Origin of the sequence: Xanthomonas sp. SHU 308, assembly GCF_000364645.1 — a bacterium.
GTDB classification, from domain to species: domain Bacteria; phylum Pseudomonadota; class Gammaproteobacteria; order Xanthomonadales; family Xanthomonadaceae; genus Xanthomonas_A; species Xanthomonas_A sontii.
Map to the genome: position 1 here is coordinate 1 of NZ_AQOK01000160.1, position 11,196 is coordinate 11,196.

Below are 11,196 nucleotides of genomic sequence, written 5' to 3' on the forward strand. Positions count from 1 at the left end.
CGCCGACCGCCGGGGCGGCGTCGCCCAGCGAGGGTTCGCGGCGCGGCGCGGCCGGATCGGCCGGCTCCACGCGCCGGCCCTGGCTCGGTTTCTTCGGGCGGCCGAACAGGAAGATCGCCGCAATCAACAGCAAGCCGGCGGCGAGGATGCCGATGCGTAGCATTGCCATGTCGGACATTCAGGGGTTACTCCGGCAAGGGTACACAGGGGGAAAATAACTGGCGGGTGCGCATCGGGTCCGCCAACGCGGGAACCAAGCCTCGACGCGCATCACGTCCTTTAGCATGTCACGTCAGGCCGCGCCCGCCAAACGCGCGGCCTCCTCGAGGTCCACGCTGACCAGGCGGCTGACGCCGGGCTCGCGCATGGTGACGCCGCTGAGCTGATGCGCCGCCTCCATCGTCGCCTTGTTGTGGCTGACGAACAGGAACTGCACTTTCTCGCTCATTTCCTTGACCATCGCCGCCAGGCGGCCGACGTTGGCCTCGTCCAGCGGCGCGTCCACCTCGTCGAGCAGGCAGAACGGTGCGGGGTTGAGCTGGAAGATCGCGAACACCAGGGCAACCGCAGTCATCGCCTTCTCGCCGCCGGACAGCAGCGAGATGCTGGACACGCGCTTGCCCGGGGGCCGCGCCATGATCGCCACGCCGGTGTCCAGCAGGTCCTCGCCGGTCAGTTCCAGGTAGGCGTGGCCGCCGCCGAACAGGCGCGGATACAGCGCCTGCACGCCGGAGTTGACCCGGTCGAAGGTGTCCTTGAAGCGGCCGCGGGTCTCGCGGTCGATCTTGCGGATGGCGTCTTCCAGGGTCTCCAGCGCGGTATTCAGGTCGACGTCCTGCGCTTCCAGGTACTCGGCGCGCTGCGCGGCCTCGCCGTACTCGCTGATCGCCGCCAGGTTGACCGGTTCCAGCCGGCGCATGCGTCCATCGATCTGCTGCACCGCCTGCTCCCACTCGGCGGAGTCGGCGTGTTCGGGCAGGCCGTTGATCACGTCCTCGAGCACGAAGCCGGCCTTGACCACCGCCGCCGACAGCTGCTCGGCGCTGAGCACCAGCGCCTGCTGGTCGAGCCGGCGCTGGGCGATGCGTTCGCGCTGCGCCAGCGCCTGTTCGTCGCGCTGCTGGCGGGTCTGCTCCAGCGCGCGCAGTTCGTTGTCGATGCCATCCAGCAGCGCGCGCGCCTCGCCGAGCGCGCGGTCGGTGCGCACGCGCTCGCTCAGCGCGGCCTGGTGTTCGGCCTCCAGCGCCAGCACCGGCGAGTCGCCCTCGTTCAACTGCGCGCTGAGTTCGCCCAGGCGCGCGTCCAGTTGCCCGCGCTGGTTGCCCATGCGCTCCAGCGCCTGGCTCAGCGAGGCGATCTGGGTGCGCTGCGACTCCAGGGTCAGAGCCAGGGCATGCGAGGCCTCGCGCACCCGCCGCGCGGCGTCGCGGGCCAGGTCGCGCGCCTCGGTGAGCTGGCGGCGCTCGCTTTCCAGCGCATGCCGCACCGATTCCAGGTCGCCCATGCTGGTGACCGCGTCCTCCAGCTTGGAGCGTGCCTCGCGCGCCTGCTCGCGGCTGCTGTCCAGGGTCTCCAGCAGCTGCGCGACCTCCAGCTCGATGCGCTCGATGCGGGTGCGCGCGGCGTCGACCTTGCCCTGCTGGCTCTGCAACTGACCGGCCAGTTCGGAGGCGCTGCGGTGCGCCTGGTACAGCTGGCGCTGCGCGTCCTCGCGCTGCTGCTCGCCGGCCAGCAACTGCGCGCGCATCTCGCCGAGGCGGTGTTCGAGATCGGCCTCGCGCTCCTGCAGCGTCTCGATCTGGCCGCGCAGGCTCTGGATCTCGCGCTCGCGCAGCAGTGCGCCCTGCTTGGCCGCGCCGGACCGCGACACGCGCAGCCAGCCCTGGCCCAGGCGCGCGCCATCGCGGGTGACGATGGAATCGCCCTCGCCCAGCTGCGGCAGCAGCGCGCGCGCCGCGCTCAAATCCTCGGCCGCGTGCAGCCGCGCCAACAGCCGGCGGATCGCGATCGGCCCCTGCACCTTGGCCGCCAGCGAGGTCGGCGCGAAGGTCTCGGCCGCCTCCTCGCCGCTGACCAGGGCGATGCGGCCTTCGCCGAGTTCGCCCAGCGCATCGACCAGTTGTTCCGGCGCCTCCACCAGCACGCCTTCGATCAACTGCCCGAGCGCGCCTTCGACGGCGTTCTCCCAGCCGCTCTCGACGTTGAGCCGTTCGCCGACGCGCGCCGCCGAATCCAGCCCGCGCGCCTGCAGCCAGGCCACCGCCGCGCCCTGCTCCTGGCCGAGTGCGGCCTGCTGCAAGGTCTCCAGCGACGACAGCCGGCCGCGCGCGGCCTGCGCCTGCTTGCGCACGTCGGCCAGTTCGGCCTGCGCGGTGCGCTGCTGGTCCTGCAGCGCCGCCACCGCCTGCTTGCGCGCCTCGACCTGCTCGATCAGGCCATCCAGCGCGGCGCGCTGGGTCTCGTGCTGCAGTTCCAGTTGCGCGAAGGCGTCGGCCAGCGCGTCCAGGTCCAGCCCGGCGCGCTCGGCCAGCAGCGCCTCGCGGCGACGCTCGGCCTCCAGCGACTGCCGGTCCAGGTAATCGACGCGGGTGCGCTCCACTTCGCCGGCACGCGAGGCTTCGGCGGTGTTGCGCTGATGCGATTCCCAGCGCTGCTGCCAGTCGGCCAGGCGCGCCTCGGCCTCGCGCAGCGCTTCCTGCTTGTATTCGTTGTCTTCCTGCAGCTGCTCCAGCTGCGGGCCGGCCACGTCCACCGATTCGCGCAACAGGGCCAGCTTGGCCTCGTCGGTGCCGATGTGCTGGCCGAGCTCTGCCAGCGCCAGCTGCGCCTCATCGCGCGCCTTGTGCAGACGCTGCGACAGGTCGCGCTGGTGCTGGATCTGCTGTTCGATCCGGGCCAGCGTACTGCCGACCTTGTAGACCTCGGCCTGCGCGGTGCTCAGCGCCTCGGCAGCCTCCTCGCGGCGCACGCGGCCGGTCTCGATGCGCGCCTCGGCATCGCGCTGTTCGGCGATCAACTGCTGCAGGCGCGTCTCTTCCTGGCCCAGCGCCTCGCGCAGGCCCTGCAGGCGTCCGTCCAGGCCGCGGTATTCCAGCGCCTTCCATTGCGCATCCTTGATCCGCCGCTCTTCCTGCAGCGCCTGGTACTGCTCGGCCTGGCGCGCCTGCCGCTTGAGGTGCTCGAGCTGCTTGCCGATCTCCTCGCGCAGGTCGCCCAGGCGCTCCAGGTTCTCGCGGGTGTGGCGGATGCGGGTCTCGGTCTCCTTGCGCCGCTCCTTGTACTTGGAGATGCCGGCGGCCTCCTCCAGGTACACGCGCAGGTCCTCCGGACGCGCCTCGATGATCTGGCTGATCATGCCCTGCTCGATGATCGAGTAGCTACGCGGGCCCAGGCCGGTGCCCAGGAACAGATCGGTGATGTCGCGGCGCCGGCACTTGGTGCCGTTGAGGTAATAGCTGCTGCTGCCGTCGCGGCTGACCTGGCGCTTGACCGAGATCTCGTTGAACGAGGCGTACTCGCCGGCGATGGTGTGGTCGGTGTTGTCGAAGATCAGTTCCACCGTGGCCTGCGACACCGGCTTGCGCGCCGAGGACCCGGAGAAGATCACGTCCGTCAGCGAATCGCCGCGCAGCCGGCTGGCCGAGCTTTCGCCCATCACCCAGCGCACCGCGTCGATGATGTTCGACTTGCCGCAGCCGTTCGGACCGACGATGCCGGTCATGTTGGTCGGCAGATGCAGCGTGGTCGGATCGACGAAGGACTTGAAGCCGGACAGCTTGATGGTCGACAGGCGCATGGTGCAGGCAATCCATGGCAGACGCCGCCGGCATTCCGAGCTGCGCTGCCGCTAATGAAGATCCAGGTGAGGTCCTGCTTCCAACCCATTGATGCGGCTACACCGCCGGGCCGACATCGGACACGAGTTGCTGAGTATAGCGGCCCCCGCGCGAGGCTGGGGCGGCCTGCGCCGGGCGACGGAGATGCGACGGCGGTCGCACTCGCAGCCGACGGGTCTTGCGCCGACCGCGTGCGGCCAGGGCCGCATGGCCCGCCGACGAGGGCGGCGCCGGTCGGCAAAAACGACACGGGCACCTTGCGGTGCCCGTGTCGGTACAGCGATGACGCAAGGATCAGGCGTCGGCTTCGACCACGACCTTGACCGTGGTTTCCACGTCGGCGTGCAGGCGCACCAGCACTTCGTACTCGCCGATGTTGCGGAACGCGCCTTCGCCCAGCACCACTTCGCCCTTCTCCAGCGGCATGCCGGCGGCGGTGAAGGCCTCGGCGATGTCGCGCGGGCCGACCGAGCCGTACAGCTTGCCTTCGGTCGACGCGTTGGCCTTGACGGTCACGCTGGCGCCTTCCAGCTTGGCGGCGCGGGCTTCGGCGTCGTCGTGGATCGACTTGGCCTTGGCTTCGTACTCGGCGCGCTTGGCTTCGAACTCGGCGATGTTGGCGGCGGTGGCCGGCACGGCCTTGCCCTGCGGCACCAGGTAGTTGCGGCCGTAGCCCGGCTTGACGTCGACCTTGTCGCCGAGGCCGCCCAGGTTGGTCACTTTCTGCAGAAGAATCAGTTGCATGGTCTTGCTCCGTTATTCGTTAGCGTCGGCACGCGGCCGGCGCAACGGGTGCTGTCCGAATAGGAGAAGCCGGGATTGGGGATTGGGGAGTCGGGATTGCGCCCGACGGCACCGCACTTTTCTAATCGCCAGACTTCGCTTGAATGCCCGCACCGGAGGGTGCGGGCCGTATCGCTCCGGGAGGCCCGGAATTAAACGTCGTGGTTGTCCGTGTACGGGATCAGCGCCAGGAAACGCGCGCGCTTGACCGCCGTGGCCAGCTGACGCTGGTACTTGGACTTGGTGCCGGTCACGCGGCTCGGCACGATCTTGCCGTTCTCGGTGAGGTACTGGCGCAGGGTGTTGAGATCCTTGTAGTCGATCTCCTTGACGCCTTCGGCGGTGAACTTGCAGAACTTGCGACGACGGAAGAACTTGGACATGAGCGTGCTCCTTAGGCGGCTTCGGCGGCGTCGCCGTCGGTTTCGGTGGCGGCGGCGGGCGCATCGCCCTCTTCGTCGTCGCGACGACGGCGCTCACCGCGCTCGGGCTTGTCGGCCTTCTCGTCCTTGCTCTTCATGATCAGCGACTGCTCGGTGTCGGCGCCGTCGCGCTTGATCACCAGGTGGCGCAGCACGGCGTCGTTGAAGCGGAAGCTCTCGACCAGCTCGCTCAGCACGGCCTGGTCCACTTCGATGTTCAGCATGACGTAGTGGGCCTTCACCAGGTTCTGGATCGGGTACGCCAGCTGGCGGCGGCCCCAGTCTTCCAGACGGTGGATGGTGCCCTTGCCGTTCTCGACCAGCGACTTGTAGCGCTCGATCATGGCCGGGACCTGCTCGCTCTGATCCGGGTGGACCAGGAACACGATTTCGTAATGACGACTCATGGTGTGTACCTTTCGGATGTGGCCTTGCGGCCGGACAGCCCCCCGCGGTGCGAAGGCGGTGGGGCAAGGACTCCCGCCGGGAAGGCAGGAAGCCGCACATTATGGCGTAGAAGTGCCGCTGTGGACAAGGTGCCGTGACGGGCGACCGGGTGATGTCCTGACTCGATGAGGCCGGGACCCGGGACCCGGGACCCGGGACCCGGGACCCGGAAAAGCGAGGCCGACCAGCCTTTCGTGGCGACATACCTCAACCCGCCTGCACCAGGCAGCGCATCCGGGCCGCTCTTCCGGGTCCCCGGTCCCCGGTCCCGGGTCCCGGCCTTCGAGCTCATCCCACAAGGAGGTCGCGCCGCCGCAGCGGCGACGTTCAGGCCGCGCCGGCGTGCGCGGCGTCGGTGGTGAAGCTCTCGCCGCAACCGCACTCGGCGGTGGCATTCGGATTGCGGAACACGAAGGTCTCGCCCAGGCCCTGCTTGGCGAAGTCGATCTCGGTGCCGTCCACCAGCGGCAGGCTGGTGGCATCGACATAGATGCGCACACCGTCCTGCTCGAACACCGCGTCGTCCGCACGCGCCTCGCGCGCCAGGTCGGTGACGTGGCCCCACCCCGAACAGCCGGTGCGCTCCACGCCAAAACGCAAGCCCAGCGCGCCAGGCGTCTGCGCGACGAAGCGCTGCACGCGGGCATGGGCGACGGGGGTGAGACGGATGGCCATGACGAACGACTCCGGCGACTGCGAGCGGACATTATAGGAAGGTTGGCGGCCAATCGCCGCCACGCCTCGCAAGCGCTGCACTCCAGCCAGTACACTTGCCCCTTCCATATCGAGTCGCTGCGGCGAGGATTCAAGTCATGACGGTGGTGAGCGTTGCACATGCGCTGGCCGGGAAGATCCCGGAAGGCGGCGAAGTCACGGTGCGGGGATGGGTGCGCACGCTGCGCGGATCCGCCGGACTGGCTTTCATCAACGTGTCCGACGGCTCCTGCTTCGCCCCGATCCAGGTGGTGGCGACCGATGCCCTGCCCAACTTCGACGAGGTCAAGCGGCTCACCGGCAGCTGCTCGCTGATCGCCAAGGGCGTGCTGGTGAAGTCGCAGGGCAAGGGCCAGTCGTACGAGATCCAGGCCAGCGCGGTCGAGGTGGTGGGCTGGGTCGAGGACCCGCTGACCTACCCGATCCAGCCCAAGCCGATGTCGCCGGAGTTCCTGCGCGAGGTCGCGCACCTGCGCCCGCGCACCAACCTGTTCGGCGCGGTGACGCGCATCCGCAACTGCCTGGCGCAGGCGGTGCACCGCTATTTCCACCAGAACGGCTACAGCTGGATCAGCACGCCGATCATCACCACCTCCGACGCCGAAGGCGCCGGGCAGATGTTCCGCGTCTCCACCCTGGACATGGCCAACCTGCCGCGCGACGCGCAGGGCCAGGTCGACTTCGGCCGCGACTTCTTCGGCAAGGAGACCTTCCTGACCGTGTCCGGCCAGCTCAACGTCGAGGCCTACTGCCTGGCGCTGAGCAAGGTCTACACCTTCGGCCCGACCTTCCGCGCCGAGAACAGCCACACCACCCGCCACCTGGCCGAGTTCTGGATGATCGAGCCGGAGATCGCCTTCGCCGACCTGGCCGAGGACGCGCGCGTGGCCGAGGACTTCCTCAAGTACCTGTTCCGCGCGGTGCTGGACGAGCGCGCCGACGACCTGGCGTTCATCGCCGAGCGCGTGGACAAGACCGCGATCAGCAAGCTGGAGACCTTCATCAACTCGCCGTTCGAGCGCATCGAGTACGGCGACGCGATCGGCCTGCTGCAGAAGTCCGGGCAGAAGTTCGAGTTCCCGGTGGAATGGGGCCTGGACCTGCAGACCGAGCACGAGCGCTGGCTGACCGAGCAGCACGTCGGCCGCCCGGTGGTGGTGACCAACTATCCCGAGCACATCAAGGCCTTCTACATGCGCCTGAACGACGACGGCAAGACCGTCGCGGCGATGGACGTGCTGGCCCCGGGCATCGGCGAGATCATCGGCGGCAGCCAGCGCGAGGAACGCCTGGACGTGCTCGACGCGCGCATGCTGCAGTTCGGCCTGGATCCGCAGCACTACGGCTGGTATCGCGACTTCCGCCGCTACGGCACGGTGCCGCATGCCGGCTTCGGCCTGGGCTTCGAGCGCCTGGTGGTGTACGTGTGCGGGCTGAGCAACATCCGCGACGCCATCCCCTACCCGCGCGCGCCGGGCAGCGCCGAGTTCTGAGCCGGCACGGGGAGCGCGCGCCATGATCCTGTTCTTCGCGCTGTGCTTCGTCGGCGTGGCGATCGCCGGGGCCAGCGCGTTCCTGATCTTCTGGCCGCTGACCCTGGTGCACATCCGCGACCGCCATCCGCCGCTGGTGGCGGCGTTCGGGCCGGGCGCCTTCCTCAAGCCGGTCGCGCTCGGCTGGCTGCTGGCGCGGCGCTACCGTCCGCTCGGCGACCGCGGATTGTCCGGGCTGGCCACGCCGGCCTGGCTGTCGCTGATGACCATCTTCTTCGGCCTGGGCATGGCCGCCCTGCTCTGGCTGCTTTCCCTGGTGATTCCATGACCTCAGATTCTCCCGCCCACGATCAGTGGTACCTGGCCAGCCTCGGCCGCCTGCTGGTGTGGGCACGCCTGCGCGTGCGCGACGCCGGCACCGCCGAGGTGCTGGACAGCGACGGCAACACCCTCAGCTACGACAGCGAGGACACCGCCCGCGCGGCGCTGTTCGATGCCGAATTCGTCGCCTTCGACGGCCTGGACGAGGACGATGCGCGGGCGCGCGGCTTCTCGTTGGGCGAGGTGGCGCCGCCGCAGGCCGACGACGACGCCGGCCTGCGCGGGCGCATGACCCAGACCCTGGGCGCGCGCGCCTGATCCGGGGATGCACGTTCCGCCCGCCTTCGCCGAACACGACCTGGGCGCGCTCGATGCGCTGATCGCGGACCACCCGTTCGCCACCCTGGTCACCGTCGCCGACGGCCTGCCATGCGCCACGCCGTTGCCGGTGCTGTACCGGCGCGACGGCGAACGCATCCTGGTCGAAGGCCATTGGTCGCGGGCCAACCCGCAGGCGCGGCACGCCGGGCCGGCCTTGCTGATCGTGCACGGCCCGCATGCCTACGTTTCCCCGGGCTGGTATCCGGACAAGGAGGCGATGGCGCGGGTGCCGACCTGGAACTACGCCACCGCGCACTTGCACGGGCAGCTGCACCCCAGCGACGACGAAGCACTGCTGGCCGACGTGGTGGCGCGGCTGAGCGAACGCCACGAACGCGCGCTGGGCAGCGACTGGCGCTACGAGCCGGACAACGACGCGCACCGGCGCCAGTTGCGCGGCATCGTCGGCTTCCGCCTGGAGGTCGAGCGGGTCGAATTGAAGTTCAAGCTCAGCCAGAACCATCCGCCGGCGAACCAGGCCGCGGTACGCGAGGCGCTGCAGGGCCAGGCCGACACCGGCGCGCAGGCCGTCGCGGCGCTGATGCATGCGCGACGTCCGGACTGAACCACGCCGCCACCAGCGCGGCCGACCATGCAGTTGTGCGCACCGTCACGGGACGCGCGGCGGCGTGCGCCGCCTCACCCACACCGGCTGGCCGGTCCCTGCCGGTCGTGCCCGGCATGGCGCGCACTGGCCCTGCCTCCCTCCAGCGGCGACAGACCTTCGCGGATCGCGTAGCGCGTCAATTGCGCGATGCTCTGCATGCCCAGCTTGAGCATGATGTGCTCGCGATGCGTGCCGATGGTCTTGACGCTGATGTGCAGGCGCGCGGCGATCTCCTTGGTCGACAGCCCCTCGGACAGCAACTGCACGATCTCGCGTTCGCGCGAGGTCAGCAGCGTGTAGGCCGAGACGGCATCGCCGGGCGGACAGCGATACTCGCTGACCAGCGACTGCGACAGTTGCGGGCTGATGTACAGCTGATCGTTGCCGACCTGCTGGATCGCGCGCAGCAATTCGTGGAAGGTGCTGTTGCGCGCCAGGTAGCCCTTGGCGCCGGCGTCGATGGCGGCGCGCACGTTGGCCGCGGCATCGGAGGCGGCGATGCAGATCGCCTTGCTGCGTGGGCTGCGCTGCAGCAGCCGGCGGGTGGCCTCGATGCCGTTGAGGCCCGGCAGCATCACGTCCATCAGCACGATATCCGGCTGCCGTCGGGTCACCAGTTGCACGCACTCCAGTCCGTCGACCGCGTGGCCGACCACGTCGATGTCCGGCGTGTTGTTGAGCAGGGCCACCATGCCCTCCAGCACGATGCTGCGTTCGGCGGCAATCACGATACGTGTGTTCATTCTCTACCTGTGTTGGCAATGGAACTCCCAACGCGCGACCGCGCGGCAACCCGCGTCCCCCTGCAGCGCGACGCGCCCCTTTTTCACTCGATGCGACAGCGCTGAACCTGCGCTTGCATTACGTTCTCAGCTTGTCACGCTGCGTCATGGCGGCCATCGGCTTCAGGCTGATATGGATGGCGACGACGGCTGAACTTGTGCGGATTGCCGCATTCGTCTCGGTTCGTAGACAGAATCCCGTGCTACCGCGCACGCGCTGTGACGCAGAACGAAATCCTGCGCCGACGAACGATGATGGGAACACGGGCGATACGCCGGTGTCGCGCCAGCGGGTTCATTCCGCTGCCGGCGATGGCGATGGCGGCGGCGGCAGACGCGCGGCTTCCACCTGCAGCATCCCGCGGGCGAACTCGGCGAGCCGCTGCTGGATCGCCGCCGGCGGTGTGCCGGCCTCGATCGACTGCTGCAGGGCCATCAACTGCGCGGCCAACTCGCCCTGCCAGCGCATGCGCTCGGTGTCGTTGCTGGCGCGCTGCACTTCCAGCGACGCCTGCGCCTGCGCCGAGGTATCGCCGCGCACCAGCGTCTCCATCAGATCGACCAGACGCTGCAGCAGGCGGTACACCGCGGTCGCGGAGAAGCCGCCCAGCATCGCCAGGGTCGGCTTGCCGAAACTGCGCATGCTGCCGCTTTCGAACAGATCCGGCGGCAACACTTCGACCAGGATCAGCCCGGCGATCAGGCCCAGGATCATGCGCGCGCCGTAGGAGGCGTCGTACTTGGGGTCGTAGCTGGCGTCGGCGACATAGCGGTGCACCTGGAACAGCGAGGAGAACGAGGCGCCCAGGCCGGCGCAGAACAGCAGGAACAGCGCATTCCACAGCAACACGCTGCCCGAGGAATCCAGGAAGCCCAGGCGCACGTTGTCCGCGCTGACCTTGCTGGACAGGGCCGTCGCCACCACCGCGAACAGGAACAGCAGCGAGGTGGTGGTCAGCGCACGCACCAGCGGCAGCGGGCCGAGCAGGGTCGCCCAGTGCGGGCGGCGACGCTCGGCATCGAGCAGGAACACCGCCTGCGGCGTGGCCGGGCGGATCAGTTGCGCCAGTCGCCGGTGGGTGACCGCCAGTTCGTGCGCGTGCACCTCGATGTCGCCGCCATCGGCGTCCGGCGTGCCTGCGCCCAGCAGCGCCGACAGGCGGGCGATCAGCTCCGGCGGCACTGCCATGCCGTGCTCCAGCGCATAGCGCGCCATCGCTTCGCACTCGGCGCGCAGTTGCGGCAGGATGCCCGGCGGCGGCAGCCGCGGTCCGGCACGGCGGGCCGCGGTGAGCCGGCGCCACGCGGCGCCGGCCAGCGTCTTGATCCAGACGTTCATCGCATCACTCCTGGACGGACACGGTGGCCGGCACCTGCGCGCGGCGGATCAGGGAGTGGCGGGGGGGGGGT

At 69.3% G+C, this 11,196-nt stretch carries 11 protein-coding genes and 1 pseudogene; 4 read left to right on the forward strand and 8 right to left on the reverse strand.

All coding sequences use genetic code 11. The annotated features are described in order from the left end of the window. The 6 genes and pseudogenes from D588_RS28450 to D588_RS0106560 form a co-directional block, all read right to left on the reverse strand. Positions 1-178 (reverse strand): annotated as a pseudogene (locus D588_RS28450) (cell division protein ZipA); the annotation flags it as partial. 114 nt (positions 179-292) lie between these two features. Beyond that, a complete protein-coding gene (gene smc / locus D588_RS0106540; protein WP_017915417.1) occupies positions 293-3,796 on the reverse strand; it encodes a chromosome segregation protein SMC in 3,504 nt (1,167 codons plus the stop codon). 334 nt (positions 3,797-4,130) lie between these two features. Beyond that, complete coding sequence (rplI, locus tag D588_RS0106545) at positions 4,131-4,580, reverse strand: 50S ribosomal protein L9 (protein ID WP_010342531.1); 450 nt, start codon at positions 4,578-4,580, stop codon at positions 4,131-4,133. A gap of 191 nt (positions 4,581-4,771) precedes the next feature. Continuing rightward, entirely contained in the window at positions 4,772-5,002 is a 231-nt protein-coding gene (gene rpsR / locus D588_RS0106550) for a 30S ribosomal protein S18 (RefSeq protein ID WP_002804494.1), read from the reverse strand. Between the two features lie 11 nt (positions 5,003-5,013). Continuing rightward, a complete protein-coding gene (gene rpsF, locus D588_RS0106555) occupies positions 5,014-5,448 on the reverse strand; it encodes a 30S ribosomal protein S6 (RefSeq protein ID WP_010342529.1) in 435 nt (144 codons plus the stop codon). Positions 5,449-5,815: 367 nt separating this feature from the next. Then, positions 5,816-6,163 carry an iron-sulfur cluster assembly accessory protein gene (locus D588_RS0106560; RefSeq protein WP_017907178.1) on the reverse strand — a complete coding sequence of 116 codons (348 nt, stop codon included), beginning with the start codon at positions 6,161-6,163 and terminating at the stop codon, positions 5,816-5,818. Between the two features lie 137 nt (positions 6,164-6,300). Between D588_RS0106560 and asnS the strand changes: the two genes are divergently transcribed. From asnS to D588_RS0106580, 4 genes are read left to right on the forward strand one after another with little or no spacing between them, the layout of a single operon-like run. Continuing rightward, positions 6,301-7,695, forward strand: a complete 1,395-nt coding sequence (asnS, locus tag D588_RS0106565) for an asparagine--tRNA ligase (RefSeq protein WP_017915418.1) — start codon at positions 6,301-6,303, stop codon at positions 7,693-7,695. Positions 7,696-7,717: 22 nt separating this feature from the next. Beyond that, complete coding sequence (locus tag D588_RS0106570) at positions 7,718-8,023, forward strand: hypothetical protein (protein ID WP_017907180.1); 306 nt, start codon at positions 7,718-7,720, stop codon at positions 8,021-8,023. Then, on the forward strand, positions 8,020-8,334 hold the full coding sequence (locus D588_RS0106575; protein ID WP_017915419.1) for a hypothetical protein: 315 nt from the start codon (positions 8,020-8,022) through the stop codon (positions 8,332-8,334). The genes D588_RS0106570 and D588_RS0106575 overlap by 4 nt, the downstream gene beginning before the upstream one ends. A gap of 7 nt (positions 8,335-8,341) precedes the next feature. After that, on the forward strand, positions 8,342-8,962 hold the full coding sequence (locus tag D588_RS0106580) for an FMN-binding negative transcriptional regulator (RefSeq protein WP_017915420.1): 621 nt from the start codon (positions 8,342-8,344) through the stop codon (positions 8,960-8,962). A 74-nt stretch (positions 8,963-9,036) separates the two neighbouring features. Here D588_RS0106580 and D588_RS0106585 read toward each other — a convergent pair whose 3' ends face one another. Together D588_RS0106585 and D588_RS0106590 are read right to left on the reverse strand one after the other, a co-directional pair. Then, a complete protein-coding gene (locus D588_RS0106585) occupies positions 9,037-9,747 on the reverse strand; it encodes a response regulator transcription factor (RefSeq protein ID WP_017912470.1) in 711 nt (236 codons plus the stop codon). A 334-nt stretch (positions 9,748-10,081) separates the two neighbouring features. Beyond that, on the reverse strand, positions 10,082-11,125 hold the full coding sequence (locus tag D588_RS0106590) for a hypothetical protein (protein ID WP_017915421.1): 1,044 nt from the start codon (positions 11,123-11,125) through the stop codon (positions 10,082-10,084). Positions 11,126-11,196 lie beyond the last annotated feature (71 nt).